Origin of the sequence: Streptomyces sp. NPDC087859, from assembly GCF_044742595.1 — a bacterium.
Lineage (GTDB): Bacteria > Actinomycetota > Actinomycetes > Streptomycetales > Streptomycetaceae > Streptomyces > Streptomyces canus_F.
In genome coordinates this window covers 281088-301501 of the sequence record NZ_JBIUUU010000014.1, presented here as the reverse complement: position 1 = coordinate 301501, position 20414 = coordinate 281088, and the positions used below count along the sequence as shown (strand labels likewise).

Below are 20414 nucleotides of genomic sequence, written 5' to 3'. Positions count from 1 at the left end.
ACCAATTATAACACTTTTTCCCACAAAAAACCCGCCTGGCCCACCCCCAAATTTTTTTTTTTTTTTTGTGACCCCCACTTTGTTTTCTATTGGGGGGGGGGGGGGGGGGGGGGGGGGGGGCCCCCCCCCCCCCCCCCCGCTCGTACTGCGCTCAGGCCGGGACGTGCTGTCGTGCCGGTGCCCAGCAGCGGATGATGTCGCGGACCGAGACGATGCCGACCGGCTCGCCGCGGTCCAGGACGATGAGGTGCCGGAAGCCGCCGTGGGTCATGGCCCGGGCCGCCTCCTCCAGGGTCCAGGACGGTGTCGCGAAGACGACGTCGGTGGTGGTGTGGTCGTGGACGCGTTCCGTGTCCGGGCTCTGGCCCAGTCCCACGGCGTTGAGGACGTCGCGTTCGGTGAGGATGCCGATGCCGCCGGCATCGGGGTCGAGGATCACGGCCGCGCCGACGCGCCGGGCTGACATCAGGGCGGCGGCTTGGCGGAGGGTGTGGGCGGGGCCGATGGTGAGGACCACTGTGCTCATGGCGTCACGGACGAGCATGGGTGCGGAGTCACCTCCTACGAATCCCCGAGATAGTTCGAGGATTCACAAGTTCACAAATGAGGGTCCCCTCAGAGTCGCAGGTAAAGCGAGGGTCAACAAGGGGGCGCGTGCGGCCGATTGAGGGCGTGCGCGCTCAGTAGCGCTGGTTGAGGTATCCCAGCATCTCGTCGTGGAGCAGACCGTTGGAGGCGGCCGCGTTGCCGCTGTGCGGGCCCGGACGGCCGTCGAGGCCGGTGAAGGAGCCGCCCGCCTCCGTCACGATGATCGCGTTGGCGGCCATGTCCCACAGGGACAGCTCGGGTTCGGCGCAGAGGTCGACCGCGCCCTCGGCGACCAGCATGTAGGGCCAGAAGTCGCCGTACGCGCGCGTGCGCCACACGTCGCGGGTCAGGTCCAGGAAGCCGTTGAGGAGGCTCCGCTCCTCCCAGCCGCTCAGGGAGGAGTACGCGAAGGAGGCGTCCGACATCTTCGAGACGCGGGAGACATGCAGCCGGGAGGCCGAGGTGAGGCTGCGCCCGGAGAAGGCGCCGTGGCCCTTCGCGGCCCACCAGCGGCGGTTGAGCGCGGGCGCGGAGACGACGCCGACGACGGGCTGGTAGCCGCCCTCCGCCGCCTCCATCAAGGAGATCAGGGTGGCCCAGACGGGGACGCCCCGGACGTAGTTCTTGGTGCCGTCGATCGGGTCGATCACCCAGCGGCGGGGGCCGGTGCCCTGGACGCCGAACTCCTCGCCGAGGATCGCGTCCCGCGGACGGGCGCGCTGGAGATGGGTACGGATGATCTCCTCCGCCGCCTTGTCCGCTTCGCTCACCGGCGTCATGTCCGGCTTCGTCTCGACCTTGAGGTCCAGCGCCTTGAAGCGGTCCATGGTGGTTGCGTCGGCCGCGTCCGCGAGGACGTGGGCGAAGCGGAGGTCGTCGAGGTAGTCCGGCATGGGACGAACGCTATCTGCCGTGGTCGGTACGGGGCTACACGGGACCAAGGCGCGGACGGGACCCGGGCGGACGGCGTGCGGTGGATCAAGGGCGCCCCCCGATGCCCTCGCGAACCCTTGACAGTGCCCTCACGCGCGTCAAATCTGGGCCCAGAGCCGCTCGCCCCTAGGAGGCGATGATGCCTGCAGCGAGGGAATCCCTGCTGGACGCCGCGTACACGGCGCTGGCCCGCCGGCCGTGGTCCACCGTGCGGATGGTGGATGTCGCGGCGGCGGCAGGAGTGTCCCGGCAGACGCTTTACAACGAGTTCGGGAGCAAGGAGGGGCTGGCCCGCGCGCTGGTGAGAAGGGAGGCCGACGGATATCTCGCCGGCGTCGAGCGCGCGCTCGCCACCCACAGCGACGCCCGTGACCGGCTGACCGCGACCGCCGAGTGGACCGCGGCCACCGCCAAGGACAACGCGCTCGTACGGGCCCTGCTCACCGGCTGCTGGAGCGAGCGGCTGCCCTCCCCGACGCTGTCCGCGGTCCCGTCCTCCTCGGCCGTACCGGCACAGCGCCGGGCGGACGGCCCGCTGCCGTCGCCCGGCGACTTAGTGGCGCTGGTCCGCGACCGTGCCGTGGCGGTGCTCGGCGGACCCGGTGCGAACAAGGCGGACCACGCCGACCTCGCCCGCTCCTGCGAGCTGACCGTCCGGGTCGCGCTGTCCTGCGTGGCCGCCCCGCCGGGTGAGGGCGGGGTCGCGGACCTGGTACGCAGCGCGCTGCACCGGCAGCCGGTGTGAAAGCCGTTGCCCGTTGCCCGAAGTGACCGCGCCCGAGGTCGACTTCGACGGCGGACGGGCCGTCAGGAGAGCCGTCCGAGCGGCCTTCAGTGTGCCGAGCCGGACAGCTGGAGGCCGATCACGCCCACGATGACCAGGCTGATCGAGACGAGTTTCAGCGTCGACACCAGGTCGCCGAGGAAGATCATGCCGTAGATCGCGGTACCGGCCGCCCCGATGCCGGTCCACACCGCGTACGCCGGGCCCACGTCGAGTTTCCGCAGCGACAGGGTCAGCAGACCGAAGCTGCCGAGGGCGAAGATGCAGAACGCGACGGTGGGCCACAGCCGAGTGAAGCCGTGCGAGAGCTTGAGACACACGGCGAAACCGGTCTCCAACAACCCGGCGACCACCACCAGCAGCCACGCCATGTGCTGTCCCTCCCGTACGTCCGGCTCGGTGCGATTATGCCTTTGCCTGACCTGTACGGAGACAAACAACGCGGAGGTCAGTCGCCTTCCTTGCGTTCCCTGGTCGCCAACAGACGGCGGAGCGAGTACAGCCGCGCCGGGTCCGCGTGCCCCTCGGCTACCCACTCGTCCAGCGCGCAGTCCGGCTCATCATGACTGCACGCACGGGGACAGCCTTCGGTTCCCGGCACCAGGTCGGGGAAGGCGAGGATCACGCGGGACGGATCGACGTGGTGCAGCCCGAACGACCGCAGGCCCGGGGTGTCGATCACCCAGCCCGCGTCGCCCGCCAGGGGCAGCGCGAGCGCCGAGGTGGTGGTGTGGCGGCCGCGGCCGGTCACCGCGTTCACATGGCCCGTCACCCGGCGGAGGTCCTCCGGGACCAGTGCGTTCACCAGCGTCGTCTTGCCCACGCCCGAGTGGCCGACGAACGCCGTGATCTTGCCGTCGAGTTCCTGGCGCACCCGGTCCACCGCGCTGCCGTTCTCCAGTTCCTCGCGGCTGGTGACGACGTGCGGGATGTCCAAGTGGCCGTACAGCTCCAGCAGTTTGTCGGGCTGGGCGAGGTCCGACTTCGTCAGGACCAGGAGGGGCGTCAGACCGCCGTCGAACGCCGCGACCAGGCAGCGGTCGATGAGGCGCGGGCGGGGTTCGGGGTCGGCGAGGGCCGTGACGATCGCCAGCTGGTCGGCGTTGGCGACGACCACGCGCTCGAAGGGGTCGTCGTCGTCCGCGGTACGGCGCAGCACCGAGGTGCGCGGCGCGATGCGGACGATACGGGCCAGGGTGTCCTTCTGGCCGGAGAGGTCGCCGACGATGGCCACCCGGTCTCCGACGACGGCGGCCTTGCGGCCCAGTTCGCGGGCCTTCATGGCCATCACGACCCTGTCGTCGACCAGACAGGTCAGCCGGCCCCGGTCGACGGTGAGGACCATGCCCTCGACCGCTTCCTCGTGCTTGGGCCGGATGTTCGTACGCGGCCGGTTGCCCTTGCGGTTCGGGCGGCTGCGGATGTCGTCCTCGTCGGTGTTCTTGCCGTAGCGACGCATGATGTCTAGGCCCCTACGCCCCGAGCATTCCGGTCCACAGTTCGGGGAAGTCCGGCAGGGTCTTCGCCGTCGTCGCCACGTTCTCGATCTGCACGCCCTCCACCGCGAGACCGATGATCGCGCCGGCCGTCGCCATACGGTGGTCCTCGTACGTGTGGAAGATCCCGCCGTGCAGACGGCGCGGGCGGATGTGCAGTCCGTCGGCCGTCTCGGTCACATCTCCGCCGAGCTCGTTGATCTCCTTGGTGAGCGCGGCCAGGCGGTCCGTCTCGTGCAGGCGCAGATGGGACACGCCGCGCAGCGTCGAGGGGGAGTCGGCCAGCGCCGCCACCGCCGCGATGCCCGGAGTCAGCTCACCGACCTCGCCCAGGTCCACGTCGATACCGTGAATCGCACCCGAACCGGTGAACACGAGGCCGTACTCGGTGAGTTCGCAGGAACCGCCCATCTCGGTGAAGATCTCCCGCAGCCTGTCACCGGGCTGGGTGGTGCGGCTCGGCCAGTCGGGGATGACGACCTTGCCGCCGGTCACCAGGGCCGCCGCCAGGAACGGCTGGGCGTTGGAGAGGTCCGGCTCGATCGTCAGGTCCCGGCCGAGCAGCGCCCCCGGCGTGACCCGCCAGACGTTGGGCTCGCCGCCCGACTCCGGGGTGTCGACCTGGGCGCCGACCGCGCGCAGCATGTCGACGGTCATGCGGATGTGGGGGAGCGAGGGGAGGGTGGAGCCCACATGACGGACCTCCACGCCCTGGTTGAAGCGGGGGCCGCTCAGCAGCAGCGCGCTCACGAACTGCGACGACGAGGACGCGTCGATCTCCACCGGACCGCCGTCCAGGGCACCGCCGCCGTGGACCGTCAGCGGCAGTGCGCCGCGGCCGTCGTCGTCGATGCGGGCGCCGAGGACGCGCAGGGCGTCGATGACGCCGTTCAGGGGGCGCTCGTACGACCTCGGGTCGCCGTCGAAGCGGATCTCGCCGTCGGCGAGGGCGGCGACGGGGGGGAGGAAGCGCATGACGGTGCCGGCGTTGCCGACGTGCACCGTGGCGGGGCCGCGGAGGCCTGCCGGCAGGACGCGCCAGGACTCGCCCGTGCCGTCGGGGCCCACGCCTTCCTCGATGCCCACGCCCATTTCGCGGAGGGCCGCGGCCATGAGGAGGGTGTCCCGGGAGCGGAGGGGGCGGCGCAGCCAGCCGGGCTCGCTTGCGAGGGCGGCCAGTACGAGGGCGCGGTTGGTGACTGACTTCGACCCCGGGACGTGGACCGTCGCGTCGACGGCTCCGCTCGCATGGGGGGCGGGCCAGAGGGCGGTGTCTGAGGGGTTCAAAGCCATGGGGTCCACTTTAGTGGGGGGCGGTCTTTCGGGTGCGACGCCATCGTGGCTGGTCGCGCAGTTCCCCGCGTCCCTGTGATGTGCCCTTCGGGGCGGCATCACACCTCCAGCAACCACCTGCCGCCGCCTATCAGTGAGCACAGGCTCACCGCGTGGAACAGGAACAGCCACAGGCCCGCCGGTACATGCGTCAGGCGTGACAGCTGGTCCGCGTCCGAATCGCCGGCCCCTCCTCGCACCCGCTTCGCCTGCAACTCGAAAGCGGGACGGACACCGCCCGTCAGGAGGAACCACACCGCCGCGTACGCGAACGCCGCCTGGACCTGGGGGCCCGCCAGCCAGGACACCAGCACGAATGTGGCGCCGGTGACGAGGACCGTCAGGGCGCCGTACGCGTTGCGGATCATCACCAGCATCGCCACCAACAGGGCCGTGGCCACCCACAGCAGCAGGGTGATGCGGCCCGTGGCCAGCAGGGCCGCGCCGCCCAGACCCAGCAGCGGGGGAGCGGTGTAGCCGGCCGCCGCGGTGAGGATCATGCCGATGCCGTGCGGCTTGCCGCGGCTGACCGTGAGGCCGCTGGTGTCGGAGTGCAGCCGTATACCGGTGAGGGTACGACCGGTGAGCAGGGCGATCAGACCGTGGCCGCCCTCGTGGGCGATGGTGATGGCGTTGCGCGAGACACGCCACAGACCGTGCGGGACCACTATGGCGAGCGCCGCGACCAAGGTGGCCAGAACCACCCACAGGTCGGGGTCGGGCTGGGTGCCGATCAGCTCGTCCCAGAGAGAGGTCGCTGTGCTGGTGTCCATGTCTCCCGGTGGCTCCCTCTCGGTCGTACGGAGTCTGGCAGTGTGGCACGGATGTCCGGACGCTATCTGAGACGTCCACGTGACGGCGATCGTTCCTGACGGCAAACATGCAGGTCACAGCGTTGGGGTCGGTGCGGTCGGGCTCCGTTCCGGGACGGTTCCGTGACGGTGGGGGCGGCGCGGGACGGCGGGCTGCATCCGCGACGGGCCGTCGGCCGGAATCCCCTCCAGTGACGCAGGGGCGGAGGCGTTATGTCCGCGTCCTCGTGCGTCACCTGCGTATTCATCGTCATCGGGACCAATCCGCCGCCTCAGCTGGATCGGATTACGTCCGGAGATGTCCCGACCGCGGAGGCCCTCGGTGAAAGAAGCTGTCCATATCGGCAGAAATCCCTCTGTCGAGCCGAACCTGGAGGAGCTCGTGGGCTGTGTGGCCCTGGGCGACGACGAGGCGTTCACCTCGGTGTACGACGCCGTCGCGGGGTCGGTCCTGGGCGTCGTCCGTGCCGTGCTGCGCGACCAGGCACAGTCGGAGGAGGTGGCCCAGGAGGTCCTGGTGGAGGTGTGGCGCACCGCTCCCCGCTACCGCCCTGACCGGGGCACGGCCATCAACTGGATCCTCACGCTGGCGCACCGCAGGGCGGTGGACCGGGTGCGCTCGGCGGAGGCCGCGGCCGTCCGGGACCACAAGGCCGCCCTGCTGGAGCGCACGCCCGAGTACGACGAGGTGACCGAGCAGGTCGAGGCGCGGCTGGAGCGGGAACAGGTACGGCGCTGTCTGCGCACGCTGACCGAGATCCAGCACCAGGCCGTCACGCTGGCCTACTACCGCGGACTGACCTACCGGCAGGTGGCGGAGGCGCTGTCGCTGCCGCTGGGCACGGTCAAGACCCGGTTGCGGGACGGACTCATCCGGCTGCGCGACTGCCTGGGAGTGACGGCATGACGGCCACCGATCTGCACCGGCTGACGGGTGCCTACGCGCTGCACGCCCTGCCCGACGGGGAACGCGAGGCCTTCGAGCGGCACCTCGCGGGCTGCGAGGCGTGCGCGCAGGAGACGGCCGAGCTGGCCGCCACCGCGGCCCGCCTGGGGCTCGCGGCGTCGGTGACGCCTTCCGCGGCGCTGCGGGAGCAGGTGCTGCGGCGGATCACCACCGTCCGCCAGGAGGGGCCCGACGGATCGGCCCGGTCCGGCTCGGGCCGTACGCGGCTGCGGGCGCGACTGCTGTCGCGGTGGACGCTGGCCGCGTGTCTGGCGGCCGCCGTGCTCGGCGGTACGACGGTGTGGCAGCACCAGCGGGCCGAGGACGCGCTGGGCCGGGCGCACCGCGCCGAACAGGGGGCGGACGAGATCGCCGCCGTACTGGCCGCGCCGGACGCCCGGACCCAGGCCGCGGAGCTGGCCGGGGGTGCCACCGGCACGGTCGTGGTCTCCCGTGACCTGGACAGGGCCGTCTTCCTCGTCTCCGGGATGGCGAGTCCTCCGGGCGGGAAGGTCTACCAGCTGTGGTTCGACGACGCCGGAGCGATGCGGTCGGCCGGCTTGATGGACCCCGCTCGCGCCGACCAGGCCGTCCTGATGCGAGGTCCCGTGGACTCGGCGTCGGGCATGGGCATCACCGTCGAACCCGGCGGCGGCTCGAAGCAGCCCACGTCGGCTCCGCTCGCCCTGATGACCTTCCCGGCCTGAGGCTTGCGGGTGGCGCCACCGGCCCCGTCCGATGACCGCTCTGTTTCCGGCGCAAGCCGTACATCGGATCACCGTGACGGTCCCGGGCTGCCTCTGATTCCGCTTTCCGGAAAAGGGGCGGTGGATTTCGCGTCCCGGTGAATGTTCCTTATCCGTAGCGGCGGCCGATGCGGATTGGTCCGGAAGGAATTATTCATCCGATCGAGGATTGACCAATCCACCGGCCGACCGGGACCGGATTCCCCACGTGACCGAGGACGAGAAGGAATTCCGGAACACCCGCGGGTGGACAAGGCCGGCGTCGGCAGCGCTCAGTGGTGCGCTGGCGGGTTTCGCCGCGCTCGCCACGGCAGAGCTGGTGTCGGCGGCGGTTCGGCCGCAGTCCGGGCCCGTCGTCGTGGTCGGCGGCGCGGCGATCGACCGGACGCCCGCCGCGGTGAAGGACTGGGCGATCCGGAATTTCGGCACCGACGACAAACTCTTTCTTCAGCTCGGTGTTCTTTTCGTGCTCGCTGTTTTCGCCATCGCCCTGGGAATGGCGGCGCTGCGATTTCGCCGTACCGCCGCCGTCGGTGTTCTGCTGTTCGGTGCCGTCGGGGCGGTCGCGGCCATCAGCCAGCCCGATTCGAACGGTCTCTCCGATGCCCTGCCGTCGATCGCGGGCGCGATCGTCGGAGCCGTACTGCTCCTTTTCCTGGCCGGCCGTCTCGCCCTCCGGGGCCCGGCGCCGGACGCGACAGCCGCTCCGGAGAGCGGCCCGCCCCCGGGTCAGGGATGGGACCGCCGTGGCTTCGTCGTCGCCGCTACGGCCGCCGCCGCGGCGTCCACCGGGGCCGGCGTACTGGGGCGGGCCCTGAACGGTTCGAGCGGCCGGGACGCTGTCGCCTCACGCGACGAGGCCGTGCTGCCCGCGCCGGTCTCCGCGGCCCCGGCTCTCCCCAGGGGGGTCCGGTTGCGGATCCCCGGCATCAGCTCCTTCACGACACCGAACGACGACTTCTACCGTGTCGACACCGCTCTCGTGGTTCCCAAGGTGAACGCCAGGACCTGGCGCCTCAGCATCCACGGCAAGGGCGTTCGCCGCCCGCTGTCCCTCTCCTACGACGATCTGCTGCGTCGTGAGCTCATCGAGCGCGACATCACCCTGACCTGTGTCTCCAACGAGGTCGGCGGCCCGTACGTCGGCAACGCCCGCTGGATCGGCGTACGCCTGTCCGAACTGCTCTCCGAGTGCAGGGTGCTGCCGCCCTCCCGGGGCGGTCCGGCCGACCAGCTGGTCGCCCGCTCGGTCGACGGCATGACGATCGGCAGTCCGGTCGAGGACGTCATGGACGGCCGGGACGCTCTTCTCGCCCTGGGCATGAACGGTGAACCGCTGCCCTTCGCGCACGGGTTCCCGGTCCGGATGGTGGTGCCCGGCCTGTACGGCTACGTCTCCGCCTGCAAGTGGATCGAGGACATCGAACTCACCACCTTCGACGACTACGACCCTTACTGGGTCAAGCGCGACTGGGCCCGCAGGGCACCGATCAAGACACAGTCGCGGATCGACACCCCGAAGCCGTTCGCCCGTCCCCAGGCCGGCCCGGTCATGGTCGCCGGGGTCGCCTGGGCCCAGCACCGGGGCATCGACAAGGTCGAGGTCCGCGTCGACGACGGCCCCTGGCAGGAGGCCCGGCTCGCCGCCGAGGACACCCGCGACACCTGGCGGCAGTGGTCCCTGGCCTGGCAGGCCCCGAAGGGCGGCCACACCCTCACCGTCCGCGCCACCGACCGCACCGGCCGGGTGCAGACCGAGAAACGCGCACGGACGATCCCCGACGGCGCCAGCGGATGGCACTCCGTCGTGGTGACCGTCGACTGACGCCCCCCAAGCCACTTCTCCCCTTCCCATGTGAACGCGGCCCAGACCGCGTCGATCCCACAGGAGAAACACCATGAACACCCGTTTCCGCCGTACCGCCGTGACCCTCGCCGCGGCCGCCGTGCTGCCCCTGGCGCTGAGCGCCTGCTCGGACGACAGCAGCGACTCGGCGTCGTCGGACTCCTCCGCCAAGACCTCCGCCTCCGCGGCCGCCTCCGACGACGGCATGGCCGGTTCCGGCACCCCGGCGGGCGACCAGCCCTTCGGCCCCGCCTGTTCGACGGTCCCCAAGAGCGGTGCCGGTTCCTTCGACGGCATGGCCCAGGACCCGGTGGCCACCGCCGCCTCCAACAACCCGGCCCTGTCCACGCTGGTCACGGCCGTGAAGAAGGCCGGTCTGGTCGACACCCTCAACAACGCCGAGAACATCACCGTGTTCGCGCCGACCAACGACGCCTTCGCGAAGATCCCCAAGGCGACCCTGGACAAGGTCCTGAACGACAAGGCCCAGCTGACCAAGATCCTCACGTACCACGTCGTCGGACAGCGGCTGGCCCCGGCGGACCTGGAGAACGGTTCCTTCGACACGCTGGAGAAGTCGAAGCTGACCACCTCCGGCTCGGGTGAGTCCTACACCGTCAACGACTCTTCGAAGGTCGTCTGCGGAGACGTCAAGACCGCCAACGCCAACGTGTACATCGTCGACACCGTGCTGATGCCCGCCAGCTGACCGCACCCGGCCCCGGGGGACGTCACGCACGTGACGTCCCCCGGAACCTTTGTTCGCACAGCCGCGAGGAACTCGCTCGGCGCGGGGTATGCGGGAGAGGACCCGGGTGAGAGGCGCATGGGCATGAGCAGACCGTTCACGTACACCGCCGTGGGCCGCCACGTGCCCCGGCCCCGGCTGACCGCCGCCTGGTGGCCGGCCCTGCGGCGCACGCCGGTGTCCCTGTGGAACGACGACATCACCGACTACGCGGCGGCGCTGACGTACTACGCGATCCTGGCCGTGCTCCCCGGGATGATGGTCACCGTCCTCGCGTTCGGGCTGATCAGCCCGGACACGGCCGAGGAGTTCGTCACCCACGTCACCGCCTACGCCCCTGCAGAGTCCGGCGCCGACCTGCACGCCGTGCTGTCCCACGCGCTGCGGGCCGACGGGACCGCATGGCCACTGCTCGTGGCCGGTACGGCCAGCGCGCTGTGGTCGGCCTCCAGCTATCTCGCCGTCTTCCGCCGCGCCCTGCACCGTATGCACCGGGTGGAGGACCGGCGCTCGACCTGGCGCAAGGCGCACCGGATCGTGCTGACCGCCCTCGTACTGTCGGGACTGCTCCTCGCGGGCTCGCTCGTCCTGCTGCTGACCGGCCCGCTCGCCGAGGCGGCGGGCCGGATCGTCGGTGTGGACACCACCGTGACCTGGGCGTGGAGCGTGCTGCGCTGGCCCTTGCTGCTGTGTCTGGTCGCCCTCCTGGTCGTGGTCGTCTTCCACACCGGTCCGGCCGCGGCCCGTCCGCGTGCCCGGAGCCTGCCCGGCGGTGTGCTGGCCTCCGCGCTGTGGCTGACGGTCTCCGCGGGCTTCGCCTGGTACGCCTCGAGCCTGAGCACGTACAGCAGGCTCTACGGCTCGCTCGCGGGCGTCGTCGTCTTCCTCGTCTGGCTGTGGCTGTCCAACCTCGCCCTGCTGACCGGGGCGCAGTTCGCCGCGGAACTCGCGGGGCCGCGCGGTCAGAGCACGGGGAAGTTGTCGGCCGTGCCGTAGGACTCCGCGGGCAGCGGGTCGGGGACGGAGCCGGGGTCGAGCAGATGGGCCACGGCTCCCGCGGCGGTGCGGTGCCAGAGGGCGTGCCGACGCAGCATCGCATGGTCACCACCGCCGACCAGAGCCATGCCCGCGCGTGCCGCCGTGCCCTGCGCCCGGCGTACGTAGCCGGCCGCTTCCACCGGCGAGGTGACGCGGTCCCGGTCACCGTGCAGGACCACCAGGTGACGGCCCGCCGTCTGCTCCACCGGCTCGCCCGGCGGACACCAGGGCGCCAGCGCGAGCACGGCGCTCACCTGCGGGTGGCCGGCGGCGCGCAGTGCGGCCCGGGCGCCCATCGAGTGGCCGACCAGCACCGTGGGCACCGGGCCGGCCAGCTCGGCGAGGCGGTCCAGCGCCCGGTGGGTGTCGGAGACCGGGTCGGCGTGGGCGTCGTTCCAGCCTCGGAGGCGGTAGCGCACCCGGGCCAGCAGGACGTCCCGGCCGGGCAGTTCCGCCTCCAGCGACCACAGGAACGGGCGCATGCGCAGGGCGGCGAGGTGCCAGGGCCGGGACGGGCGGCGGCTGACGGCCCGTCCTCCGTGCAGGACCAGCACGGCCGCCCGGGGCCGTGTGGGGAGGCGTAGCGGCATGAGGGCGGCGCCGGGCGTGGGCGGCGACCCGGTCTCGTCACGGGGCCCTGCGGGCATTCCTCGTCTCCTCGTCCTCGGGCACGGTCAGCGTCGGCGCGGTGGGCGGGGGAAGAAGCCGCTGGTCCGCGCCATGTACTCGGCGTAGCCGGGACGGCCCGCCATGTGCTGCTCCAGCAGCCGCTTCCCGCTCCCGCGCACCAGCAGCAGACTCATCACCAGCGGGGACACGACGGACACGGCCGCCGACTGCGGTGTGTCGCAGGCGAGCAGGAACAGACCCCACCACACACAGAAGTCCCCGAAGTAGTTGGGGTGCCGGGTCCACGCCCACAGCCCCCGGTCCATGATGCGGCCCCGGTGGGCGGGATCGGCCTTGAACCGGGCGAGCTGGGCGTCGCCGACCGCCTCGAAGCAGAGGCCCACCGCCCACACCGCGACCCCGGCCCAGGCGAGGAACGACGGCGGGCCGGACACGTACTGCGCCGCCTGGACGGGCAGGGACACCAGCCAGACCAGGGCGCCCTGGAGCAGGTAGACCATGCGCAGGGCGTACAGGTTCCGACTGCCGGGCGCCTTGGCCAGCATCGCCTCGTAGCGCGGGTCCTCGCCGTGACCCCGGCTCCGGCGGGCGATGTGCACGGCGAGCCGCAGCCCCCACACCGCGGTCAGGGCGGTCACCAGCACCCGCCGCGCCGGGTCCCCGTGCCCGGCGGAGGCGACGAGGCTCACGGCGGCGACGGCGGTGAACCCGACACCCCAGGCGATGTCCACGATCCGGTGCAGACCCGCGCGCACCGCGAGCGCGAAGGTGGCGAGCATGACCGTGAGCGCCGCGGCGGCGGCCCAGGCGAGATTGGCCGCGAACGCGCTCCAGGCGAACCCGCTCACAGCCGGCCCAGCCCCTCGTACCAGGCGTGCGTGGTCGACGGCATCCCGCTGTCACCACCGGGCCCCGGCCGCACGCTCAGGATCTGGTCGACGCCCATGCGGCCCTCCTCGAAGGCCAGCGCCGCGCCGACCAGGTACAGCCGCCACACGCGCGCGGTCTCCTCGCCCACCAGCGCCGCGAACCGGTCCCAGCGCTCCTCCAGGGTGCGGTGCCACGCGGTGACCGTGCGGACGTAGTGCTCACGCAGCGACTCGGTGTGCCGGACCTCCAGACCGGCCCCCTCCAGCAGGTCCACCGTCTCGCCGAGGGGCCGCATGTGCATGTCGGGGGCGATGTACGCCTCGATGAACGGTCCGCCGCCGGGAGCACCGGGGCCGCGTGACATCTGCTGCACCAGTACCCGGCCGCCCGGCCGGACCAGCCGGTGCAGGGCGGCGGCGAAGGCCGGGTACTCGGCGTCACCGACGTGCTCGCCCATCTCGACGGTGGCGACGGCGTCGTAGCCTTCGACCCCGCTGCCCCGGATGTCCCGGTAGTCCTGGCAGATCACCTCCACCAGATCCGTCAGACCGAGTTCGCGCACCCGCTCGCGCACGTACGCCGCCTGCTCGCCGGCCAGCGTGACGGCGGTGACCCGGACGCCGTGCCGCTCGGCCGCGTGCAGGGTGAGCGAGCCCCAGCCGCAGCCGATGTCCAGCAGCCGGGCCCCGGGCGCCAGGGCGAGTTTCCGGCAGATCAGCTCCAGCTTGGCCCGCTGGGCGTCGGCGGGCCCGAAGCCGGGTTCCGAACTCGCCCAGTAGCCGCAGGAGTAGGCCATGGTGTCGTCGAGGAGCAGGCCGTAGAAGTCGTTGGACAGGTCGTAGTGGTGGCTGATGGCGGCCCGGTCGCGGGCCCGGCTGTGCAGGCCGCCGCGCAGCCGGGCCTGGGAGGCCGGGGCGGACGGACGCGGGCCCACGGCGCCGAGCCGCACGGCCGTGGCGAGGGCACGGCCCCGGTCGGCGGGCGTGAGCCGGGGCGGGCGCAGGCCGCGCTCCCGCTGCGCGGCCCACACCGTCCGCAGCCCCTGGGCCAGGTCGCCCTCGACGTCGACCTCGCCGGTGACGTAGGCCTGTGCCAGGCCCAGTTCGCCGGGCTGCCACAGCAGTCGGCGCAGTGCGCGCCGGGAGCGCACGACGACCACGGGGGCGTCGGCCGGGCCCGTCTCGCTGCCGTCCCAGGCGCGCAGCCGGACCGGCAGCGGGCCGCCGAGGACGTCCTCGGCGAGGGCGGCGAGCCGGTGGGCGGCACCGGGCCGGGCGGAGATCTCGGTGGCGGTCATCGGAGGGGGTTCTCCTTGGTGAACAGGTACTGCTGGACATCCAGGTAGCCGGAGCGGAACCCGGCCTCGGAGTAGGCCAGGTAGAAGGTCCACAGCCGGCGGAAGGTCTCGTCGAAGCCGAGCTCCTCGGCCTCCCCGGCGCGTTGCGTGAACCGCTCCCGCCACAGGCGCAGCGTCTCGGCGTAGTGGGCGCCGAAACCGTCGCGGCGGGACAGACGCAGCCGGGTGTGGTCGCGGGCGGTCTCCTCGATGGCCCGGGTGGACGGGATCTGCCCGCCGGGGAAGACGTACTTGTGGATCCAGGTGAAGGTGGAGCGGGTGGCGAGCATCCGCTCGTGCGGCATGGTGATGGCCTGGAGTGCCGCCCGGCCGCCCGGCGCCAGCCGCTCGTCCAGGGCACGGAAGTACACCGGCCAGAACTCCGCGCCCACCGCCTCGATCATCTCCACGCTGACCACGGCGTCGTACTCCCCGCGGGCCTCGCGGTAGTCGCACAGTTCGACGCGGACCCGCTCCTCGAGTCCCGCCGCGCGGATCCGTTCCCGGGCCAGGGTCCGCTGTTCCCGGGAGAGAGTGAGCGTGGTGACACGGGCGCCGCGCGCGGCGGCCCGCAGGGCCAGTTCGCCCCAGCCGGTGCCGATCTCCAGCAGCCGGGTGCCCGCGCCGACGTCGGCGAGGTCGAGCAGCCGGTCGATCTTGCGGTGCTGGGCGGCGGCGAGCCGGTCCCGGCTCGCCGGGAAGCCCCGGAAGAGGGCCGAGGAGTAGGTGAGGGTGTCGTCGAGGAAGAGGGCGAACAGGTCGTTGGACAGGTCGTAGTGGCGGCTGATGTTGGCCCGGGAACCGTCGGGGGTGTTGCGCTGCTCATCGGGCCGGCGCAGCGCCCACAGGCCGCGCAGCCCTTGGAGGGGTGCCGGGACCAGATCGGCGGCGTTCGCGGCGAACGCGGTGAGGACGGCGACCAGGTCGGGGGCGTCCCACTCGCCCGCCATGTAGGACTCCCCGAACCCGACCAGTCCGTGGGTGCCCACGCGCGCGTGGAAGCTCTCCGGATCCCGCACCTCCAGCAGCGGCCCGCCCCGGCCGATGGGCTCGGAGTCGGCGAACCGTGTCCACAGGGGCAGCCCGCGCAGGGCACGCCGCACGAGGGCCCGCGTCACGGCGGCCCGGGGCCACGACGCCTTCGGCACGACGGCGACGTCCGGCCAGCGGGCGGCGTCGACGGGGGCGCCGCGGCCGTCGCCGGTGTCGGTGGGACTGGTGTGCCCGTGGGGGGCGGTACGGGGCTCTGCCGGCCTCGCTGTCGTCATGTCGCTTTCTCCGAGGTGCGGTGTTCCGGGCGGGGCTGGACGGGCAGCCCCCGCAGGTACAGGCGGATGCCGTGGGCGCGGATCGCGGCCGACACGGCGAGGGTGGACCAGGGGTGCCGCAACGCCAGCCGCAGCAGCGACGCCGTGCTCACCGCGCGCCGGGTGCCGCGCACGGTCGCGGTGAAGGCCCGGCCGCCCTCGCGGTCCAGGTGCACGGTCACGTCGAGCCGCGCTCCGGGCGGCGGGAGGCGCATGCGGTAGCGGCCGTCGACGGGGAAGAACGGCGAGACGTAGAACTCCTTGTCGGTCCGGAGTTCCTTTTCTGCGCCGGCCGCGTCCGGACGCAGCAGGTATCCGTGGCGCCCGCCGTAGGTGTTGTGCACCTCCGCGACCACGCAGCGCAGCTCCCCGGCCGGGCCGTGGCACCAGTACAGGGTGAGCGGGTTGAAGACGTACCCGAGCACGCGCGCGTGGGTGAGCATCAGCACCCGCCCGCCGCCCAGGTCCACGCCGTGCTCGGCCAGGAAGGCGTCCAGACCCGCCCGGATCGTGGGCCGGTCGCCGGTGAAGTGGTCGCGCGGGTCGAACCGGGCGAACGGCCGCAGCGGAAGCGGAAGCCGGGGCGGACGGTCGGGGTCGACGAGCCACATGTACGTGCGGTGGCGCAGCGCGTACCGCCGGGGCGTGGTCCGCACATGGGCGATCGTGCAGGGATACAGGGCCGGTACGGTGCTCACCAGCGCACTCCGAGCGCGGCGGCGGCCTCGACTCCGGAGCGGCAGCCGTCCTCGTGGAACCCCCAGCCGTGATAGGCGCCCGCGAACGCGCAGACCGGGCTGTCCAGCTCCGGCAGTCGCCGCTGAGCCGCCACCGACTCCGGTGTGTAGACCGGGTGTTCGTAGACCATGCGGGCCAGCACCCGCCCGGGATCCACGCGGTCCTCGCCGCCCAGCGTGACCACGAACCTCTCGGCGGCGTCGAGGCGTTGCAACCGGTTCATGTCGTAGCTGACCCGCACCCGGTCGGCACCCGCCGTGCACGACGGCATCAGGTAGTTCCAGGAGGCGCGGGCACCGCGCGCACGCGGCAGCAGCCCGGTGTCGGTGTGCAGGAGCGTGGAGTTGCGGGAGTACCGGAACGCGCCCAGCACCTCCCGCTCACGCGCGGTCGCGTCGGCCAGCAGCCGCAGCGCCGCGTCCGGGTGGACCGCGATCACCACGGCGTCGTACGACTCGGTCGTGCCGTCCCCGGCGGTGATGTCGACGCCGTCGGCGTGCCGTCGCACGGCCCGGACAGGGGTGGCGGTGCGGACCTCGTCGACGTGCTTGGCGACCCGGTCGACGTACTCGCGCGAGCCGCCGGTCACCGTGCGCCACACCGGGGAACCGCCCACCGAGAGCATCCCGTGGTGGCCCAGGAACCGGAACAGATAGGCGGCGGGATAGAGCTGCGCGGTCGCGGCGTCGCAGGACCACACGGCGGACACCACCGGAGTCATGAAATGGGCGCGGAAGTAGCCGGAGAAGCCCTCCCGGTCCAGGAACTCGCCGAGGGTGAGCGGGTCCTCGGGGCTTTCGGCGAGCAGTCGGCGGGCCGCCCGGTAGAACGCCGGAACCTCCGCCAGCAGCCGCAGATAGCGGCCGCGCAGGAGGCTGCGGGGCCGTGCGAGCAGGCCGGCCGGGCCGCGGGCACCGGCGTACTCGAGGCCGCACCCCTCGCACCGCACCGACATGCTCATCTCCGACTCCTGCGTGGCGACGCCGAGTTCGTCGAACAGCCGCAGCAGATACGGGTAGGTCCGCCGGTTGTGCACGATGAAACCGGAGTCGACGCGGTGCACCCGCCCGTCGTGCGGCGAGGTCAGCTCATGGGTGTGCGCGTGTCCGCCGAGCCGGTCGTCGGCCTCGTAGAGGGTGACGTGACGGTCCGGGCCCAGGACGTACGCGGCGGTCAGCCCCGCCACCCCGGCGCCCACGACGGCAGTGCGCCGCCCCGCGTCCTGCGGCGCTCGCGACGCCTGTCTCGACGTGCGCTCCATCGCCCTTCCTCCTGCCGGCCGCGATCAGTGCTGTCCCGCGTAATCCGGATCAGGTCGGGCAGCGGATTGGCCCCGCGGCGGATCGCCTGTGCGGCACCGGGCGCCGGGCCGTCTCCTGTCCGCTCGCCCACCCGGCGTGGGCGCGGCGGCGGTCTGCCACTCTTGGATGTGTCCCGGTGGACGGGGCGCAGGAAGCCGGAGGGGTGGTCACGGATGTGCGGGCGGTATGCGGCGAGCCGGGGGCCCGGGGATCTCGCAGGAATCTTCGAGATCGAGAAGTGGGAGCCCGAGGAGACACTGGCGCCCGACTACAACGTGGCCCCCACCAAGGAGGTCTACGCCGTCCTCGACCGTCCTCTCAAGGACGCGGATGATCCACGCCCCGTTCGCCAGCTGCGCACGCTCAAGTGGGGACTGGTGCCGAGCTGGTCGAAGACCCCCGAGGGCGGCGCCCGGATGATCAACGCCCGCGCCGAGACCGTCCACGAGAAGCCGTCGTACAAGCGGGCCTTCTCCTCCCGCCGCTGCATCATCCCCGCCGACGGCTACTACGAGTGGGTCACCGCCAAGGCGGAGCGGGACCTGGAGGTCGAGGGCAGGAAGAAGCGACCGCGCAAGCAGCCGTACTTCGTGCTGCCGGCCGACGGGTCCGTCTTCGCGATGGCGGGGCTGTACGAGTTCTGGCGTGACAAGACCCTCCCCGACGACCACCCGCAGGCCTGGTGGGTGACCTGCTCGGTCATCACCACCGAGGCGGAGACCACCCCGCTCGCGGTCGCCCCGGCCGACGGACCGTACGTCCTCGCCGACATCCACCCCCGGATGCCGCTGATGCTGACGCCGGACCGCTGGGACTCCTGGCTGGACCCCTCCCGCACCGACGTCGAGGACCTGCGCTCCCTCCTGGAGCCGCCCCCGGCAGGGCTGATGCGCGCCTACCCGGTCTCCACGGCCGTCAGCAACGTCCGCAACAACGGACCGGAGCTGCTGACCGAGCTGGAGGGCCCCGAAGAGGGCACACTCTTCTGACGTGACCACAGTGACCACCGAGATCATCGGTACGGATGCCGGCGACGCCCGCATCACCTGGCACCCCGCGAAGAAGGCACGCCTCGTGCTCGCCGTCAGCCATGGCGCCGGCGGAGGGATCGAGGCGAGGGATCTGCAGGCTCTCGCGCGGACGCTCCCGGACCACGGCGTGAGCGTCGCGCTCGTGGAGCAGCCCTGGCGGGTGGCGGGCAAGAAGGTGGCGTCCCCGCCGAAGACCCTCGACGCGGGATGGCGGGGGATCTGGCCCGCCGTGGCCGGGCCGGGGCTGCCCGTCATCTCCGGCGGGCGCAGCGCCGGGGCCCGCGTGGCCTGCCGTACCGCCGTCGAACTGGGCGCCGCCGCCGTGCTCGCCCTCAGCTTCCCGCTGCACCCGCCCGGCAGGCCCGAGAAGTCCCGTGCCGACGAGCTGCTCGGATCCGGGGTGCCCACGCTGGTCGTACAGGGCGGCAACGACCCCTTCGGGAAGCCGGAGGAGTTCCCCGACGGTGCGTATGAGCTGGTCGAGGTGGCGTACGGCGATCATGGGTTCGCGGTGCCGAAGAAGGCGGACCTCACCCAGGAACAGGCCGTGACGCTCATCACCGACGCGGTGGTGAAGTGGGCCGGGTCACTCGGGTAAAGGCTCGGGAATGTTGAGCCCCGGAGCTCTGTTGTGGCGGACAGAAGTGCTGAAGAACCAGCACCGACCGTCGTAGAGAGGAAGTCCGCCGCATGGGTTCGACCTTCTGCCCGAGCCGCAGCAGCCGCGCTGACCTGGACTGGACGGTGCTGCACGCGGCCAAGACCGGCCCTATTCGGGCGGCGGGCGGACCGGATCGTGTTCTATCCTCCGATTCTGGTGGGATCGGTTTCGGTCCTGCCCGCAATCTTGAGGAGGTGGGTCCGGTTCCCGGTACCGACGCAGGGACCGAACACGGCCAGGCGGAGCAGCCCGAGGGCCAGGGCACGAGCACGGAGACCACCTCGGAGCGCACCGCGCGCTTCGAGCGGGACGCGCTCGAATTCCTCGACCAGATGTACTCGGCCGCCCTGCGCATGACGCGCAACCCGGCCGACGCCGAGGACCTGGTGCAGGAGACGTACGCCAAGGCGTACGCGTCCTTCCACCAGTTCCGCGAGGGCACCAACCTGAAGGCCTGGCTGTACCGGATCCTGACCAACACCTTCATCAACTCGTACCGCAAGAAGCAGCGTGAGCCCCAGCGCTCCGCGGCCGAGGAGATCGAGGACTGGCAGCTCGCACGTGCCGAGTCGCACATGTCGACCGGTCTGCGCTCCGCCGAGTCGCAGGCGCTCGACCACCTGCCCGACTCGGACGTGAAGGAAGCGCTCCAGGCGATCCCCGAGGAATTCCGCATCGCCGTCTATCTGGCGGACGTCGAGGGCTTTGCGTACAAGGAGATCGCGGACATCATGGGGACACCCATCGGTACGGTGATGTCCCGGCTGCACCGGGGCCGTCGCCAACTGCGCGGCATGCTCGAGGACTACGCCCGTGAGCGCGGGCTGGTCCCGGCCGGCGCCGGAGAGTCGAACGAAGCGAAAGGTTCGGGCTCATGAGCTGCGGAGAGCCGCACGAGACGGACTGCAGTGAGGTACTCGATCATCTCTACGAGTTCCTCGACAGTGAGATGCCGGACGTCGACCGCGACAAGTTCAAGCAGCACTTCACGGAGTGCTCGCCGTGCCTGGAGAAGTACGGCCTGGAAGAGGCCGTGAAGAAGCTGGTCAAGCGGTGCTGCGGTCATGACGACGTCCCCACCGACCTGCGCTCCAAGGTCCTGGGGCGGCTCGACCTGATCCGCTCCGGACAGGCGGTGCCCGACCACGACATCACCGCGGCCCCGGCCCAGGAGGCCTGAACTCCCTTCTGGGAACGGGCTGTCGTCACTCGAACGTGCTAATCCGCGGGTAATCGGCCCGCGGAACCCCCTCTTGCCCTCCTAGGCTCCG

Annotated in this window: 22 protein-coding genes; 10 read left to right on the top strand and 12 right to left on the bottom strand. The window is 71.8% G+C overall.

Going from position 1 to position 20414, the window contains the following annotated elements; translation table 11 throughout:
* Positions 1 to 151 precede the first annotated feature (151 nt).
* Complete coding sequence (locus ACIOHP_RS33160) at positions 152 to 544, bottom strand: cyclic nucleotide-binding/CBS domain-containing protein (protein WP_401893303.1); 393 nt, start codon at positions 542 to 544, stop codon at positions 152 to 154.
* Positions 545 to 680: 136 nt separating this feature from the next.
* Positions 681 to 1481: a histidinol-phosphatase gene (gene hisN / locus ACIOHP_RS33155; RefSeq protein ID WP_361479752.1), complete on the bottom strand. Its 801-nt coding sequence runs from the start codon at positions 1479 to 1481 to the stop codon at positions 681 to 683.
* A 176-nt stretch (positions 1482 to 1657) separates the two neighbouring features.
* On the opposite strand from hisN, the gene ACIOHP_RS33150 reads away from it, so the two are divergent.
* Positions 1658 to 2266, top strand: coding sequence for a TetR/AcrR family transcriptional regulator (locus ACIOHP_RS33150; RefSeq protein ID WP_351690202.1), 609 nt, complete (start codon positions 1658 to 1660; stop codon positions 2264 to 2266).
* An 86-nt stretch (positions 2267 to 2352) separates the two neighbouring features.
* Here the strand turns inward: ACIOHP_RS33150 and ACIOHP_RS33145 are convergent, their stop codons facing one another.
* The 4 genes from ACIOHP_RS33145 to ACIOHP_RS33130 form a co-directional block, all read right to left on the bottom strand.
* Positions 2353 to 2676 carry a multidrug efflux SMR transporter gene (locus ACIOHP_RS33145; protein WP_266888278.1) on the bottom strand — a complete coding sequence of 108 codons (324 nt, stop codon included), beginning with the start codon at positions 2674 to 2676 and terminating at the stop codon, positions 2353 to 2355.
* A gap of 77 nt (positions 2677 to 2753) precedes the next feature.
* Positions 2754 to 3764: a ribosome small subunit-dependent GTPase A gene (rsgA, locus tag ACIOHP_RS33140; protein ID WP_361479745.1), complete on the bottom strand. Its 1011-nt coding sequence runs from the start codon at positions 3762 to 3764 to the stop codon at positions 2754 to 2756.
* Positions 3765 to 3777: 13 nt separating this feature from the next.
* The gene (aroA, locus tag ACIOHP_RS33135) at positions 3778 to 5094 is read right to left on the bottom strand and encodes a 3-phosphoshikimate 1-carboxyvinyltransferase (protein WP_361542459.1); all 1317 of its coding nucleotides are present in this window, start codon (positions 5092 to 5094) and stop codon (positions 3778 to 3780) included.
* A gap of 98 nt (positions 5095 to 5192) precedes the next feature.
* Positions 5193 to 5906 carry a M50 family metallopeptidase gene (locus tag ACIOHP_RS33130; RefSeq protein ID WP_361542456.1) on the bottom strand — a complete coding sequence of 238 codons (714 nt, stop codon included), beginning with the start codon at positions 5904 to 5906 and terminating at the stop codon, positions 5193 to 5195.
* Positions 5907 to 6267: 361 nt separating this feature from the next.
* Here ACIOHP_RS33130 and ACIOHP_RS33125 point away from each other — a divergent pair, with 361 nt between their 5' ends.
* The 5 genes from ACIOHP_RS33125 (at position 6268) to ACIOHP_RS33105 (ending at position 11227) form a co-directional block, all read left to right on the top strand.
* Entirely contained in the window at positions 6268 to 6852 is a 585-nt protein-coding gene (locus ACIOHP_RS33125; RefSeq protein WP_401893300.1) for a sigma-70 family RNA polymerase sigma factor, read from the top strand.
* The gene (locus ACIOHP_RS33120) at positions 6849 to 7598 is read left to right on the top strand and encodes an anti-sigma factor domain-containing protein (protein WP_401893299.1); all 750 of its coding nucleotides are present in this window, start codon (positions 6849 to 6851) and stop codon (positions 7596 to 7598) included. Before ACIOHP_RS33125 ends, ACIOHP_RS33120 begins: the two co-directional genes overlap by 4 nt.
* A 247-nt stretch (positions 7599 to 7845) precedes the next feature.
* Positions 7846 to 9462, top strand: a complete 1617-nt coding sequence (locus ACIOHP_RS33115; RefSeq protein ID WP_401893324.1) for a molybdopterin-dependent oxidoreductase — start codon at positions 7846 to 7848, stop codon at positions 9460 to 9462.
* A 73-nt stretch (positions 9463 to 9535) separates the two neighbouring features.
* Positions 9536 to 10192 carry a fasciclin domain-containing protein gene (locus tag ACIOHP_RS33110; RefSeq protein WP_401893297.1) on the top strand — a complete coding sequence of 219 codons (657 nt, stop codon included), beginning with the start codon at positions 9536 to 9538 and terminating at the stop codon, positions 10190 to 10192.
* A gap of 117 nt (positions 10193 to 10309) precedes the next feature.
* On the top strand, positions 10310 to 11227 hold the full coding sequence (locus ACIOHP_RS33105) for a YihY/virulence factor BrkB family protein (protein WP_401893296.1): 918 nt from the start codon (positions 10310 to 10312) through the stop codon (positions 11225 to 11227).
* Here ACIOHP_RS33105 and ACIOHP_RS33100 read toward each other — a convergent pair.
* From ACIOHP_RS33100 to ACIOHP_RS33075, 6 genes are read right to left on the bottom strand one after another with little or no spacing between them, the layout of a single operon-like run.
* Complete coding sequence (locus ACIOHP_RS33100) at positions 11194 to 11916, bottom strand: alpha/beta family hydrolase (RefSeq protein WP_401893294.1); 723 nt, start codon at positions 11914 to 11916, stop codon at positions 11194 to 11196. The two genes, ACIOHP_RS33105 and ACIOHP_RS33100, sit on opposite strands and share 34 nt — an antisense overlap.
* Positions 11917 to 11943: 27 nt before the next feature.
* Complete coding sequence (locus ACIOHP_RS33095; protein WP_401893293.1) at positions 11944 to 12747, bottom strand: DUF1295 domain-containing protein; 804 nt, start codon at positions 12745 to 12747, stop codon at positions 11944 to 11946.
* Entirely contained in the window at positions 12744 to 14066 is a 1323-nt protein-coding gene (locus ACIOHP_RS33090) for a class I SAM-dependent methyltransferase (protein ID WP_401893291.1), read from the bottom strand. The genes ACIOHP_RS33095 and ACIOHP_RS33090 overlap by 4 nt, the downstream gene beginning before the upstream one ends.
* Complete coding sequence (locus ACIOHP_RS33085; RefSeq protein ID WP_401893289.1) at positions 14063 to 15373, bottom strand: class I SAM-dependent methyltransferase; 1311 nt, start codon at positions 15371 to 15373, stop codon at positions 14063 to 14065. Before ACIOHP_RS33085 ends, ACIOHP_RS33090 begins: the two co-directional genes overlap by 4 nt.
* Positions 15370 to 16110 (bottom strand): DUF1365 domain-containing protein, encoded by a 741-nt coding sequence (locus ACIOHP_RS33080; RefSeq protein ID WP_401893288.1) that lies wholly within the window; start codon positions 16108 to 16110, stop codon positions 15370 to 15372. The genes ACIOHP_RS33085 and ACIOHP_RS33080 overlap by 4 nt, the downstream gene beginning before the upstream one ends.
* Positions 16107 to 17411 (bottom strand): NAD(P)/FAD-dependent oxidoreductase, encoded by a 1305-nt coding sequence (locus tag ACIOHP_RS33075; protein ID WP_401893286.1) that lies wholly within the window; start codon positions 17409 to 17411, stop codon positions 16107 to 16109. The genes ACIOHP_RS33080 and ACIOHP_RS33075 overlap by 4 nt, the downstream gene beginning before the upstream one ends.
* Positions 17412 to 17624: 213 nt before the next feature.
* Here ACIOHP_RS33075 and ACIOHP_RS33070 point away from each other — a divergent pair, with 213 nt between their 5' ends.
* The 4 genes from ACIOHP_RS33070 (at position 17625) to rsrA (ending at position 20323) form a co-directional block, all read left to right on the top strand.
* The gene (locus ACIOHP_RS33070) at positions 17625 to 18440 is read left to right on the top strand and encodes an SOS response-associated peptidase (RefSeq protein WP_361542421.1); all 816 of its coding nucleotides are present in this window, start codon (positions 17625 to 17627) and stop codon (positions 18438 to 18440) included.
* A 10-nt stretch (positions 18441 to 18450) separates the two neighbouring features.
* Entirely contained in the window at positions 18451 to 19080 is a 630-nt protein-coding gene (locus ACIOHP_RS33065) for an alpha/beta family hydrolase (protein WP_401893322.1), read from the top strand.
* 257 nt (positions 19081 to 19337) lie between these two features.
* Positions 19338 to 20021, top strand: a complete 684-nt coding sequence (gene sigR / locus ACIOHP_RS33060; RefSeq protein WP_266822218.1) for an RNA polymerase sigma factor SigR — start codon at positions 19338 to 19340, stop codon at positions 20019 to 20021.
* Complete coding sequence (gene rsrA, locus ACIOHP_RS33055; protein ID WP_307026071.1) at positions 20018 to 20323, top strand: mycothiol system anti-sigma-R factor; 306 nt, start codon at positions 20018 to 20020, stop codon at positions 20321 to 20323. Before sigR ends, rsrA begins: the two co-directional genes overlap by 4 nt.
* The last annotated feature ends 91 nt before the right edge of the window (positions 20324 to 20414 follow it).

Bases quoted from the DNA above. Each gene is read 5' to 3' on its own strand.
- ACIOHP_RS33085 (WP_401893289.1), bottom strand. From the start codon at position 15,373: ATGACGACAGCGAGGCCGGCAGAGCCCCGTACCGCCCCCCACGGGCAC.
- aroA (WP_361542459.1), bottom strand. From the start codon at position 5,094: ATGGCTTTGAACCCCTCAGACACCGCCCTCTGGCCCGCCCCCCATGCG.
- ACIOHP_RS33100 (WP_401893294.1), bottom strand. From the start codon at position 11,916: ATGCCCGCAGGGCCCCGTGACGAGACCGGGTCGCCGCCCACGCCCGGC.
- hisN (WP_361479752.1), bottom strand. From the start codon at position 1,481: ATGCCGGACTACCTCGACGACCTCCGCTTCGCCCACGTCCTCGCGGAC.
- ACIOHP_RS33120 (WP_401893299.1), top strand. From the start codon at position 6,849: ATGACGGCCACCGATCTGCACCGGCTGACGGGTGCCTACGCGCTGCAC.
- ACIOHP_RS33160 (WP_401893303.1), bottom strand. From the start codon at position 544: ATGCTCGTCCGTGACGCCATGAGCACAGTGGTCCTCACCATCGGCCCC.
- ACIOHP_RS33130 (WP_361542456.1), bottom strand. From the start codon at position 5,906: ATGGACACCAGCACAGCGACCTCTCTCTGGGACGAGCTGATCGGCACC.
- rsrA (WP_307026071.1), top strand. From the start codon at position 20,018: ATGAGCTGCGGAGAGCCGCACGAGACGGACTGCAGTGAGGTACTCGAT.
- rsgA (WP_361479745.1), bottom strand. From the start codon at position 3,764: ATGCGTCGCTACGGCAAGAACACCGACGAGGACGACATCCGCAGCCGC.
- ACIOHP_RS33150 (WP_351690202.1), top strand. From the start codon at position 1,658: ATGATGCCTGCAGCGAGGGAATCCCTGCTGGACGCCGCGTACACGGCG.
- ACIOHP_RS33105 (WP_401893296.1), top strand. From the start codon at position 10,310: ATGGGCATGAGCAGACCGTTCACGTACACCGCCGTGGGCCGCCACGTG.
- ACIOHP_RS33070 (WP_361542421.1), top strand. From the start codon at position 17,625: ATGTGCGGGCGGTATGCGGCGAGCCGGGGGCCCGGGGATCTCGCAGGA.
- ACIOHP_RS33090 (WP_401893291.1), bottom strand. From the start codon at position 14,066: ATGACCGCCACCGAGATCTCCGCCCGGCCCGGTGCCGCCCACCGGCTC.
- ACIOHP_RS33075 (WP_401893286.1), bottom strand. From the start codon at position 17,411: ATGGAGCGCACGTCGAGACAGGCGTCGCGAGCGCCGCAGGACGCGGGG.
- ACIOHP_RS33145 (WP_266888278.1), bottom strand. From the start codon at position 2,676: ATGGCGTGGCTGCTGGTGGTGGTCGCCGGGTTGTTGGAGACCGGTTTC.
- ACIOHP_RS33110 (WP_401893297.1), top strand. From the start codon at position 9,536: ATGAACACCCGTTTCCGCCGTACCGCCGTGACCCTCGCCGCGGCCGCC.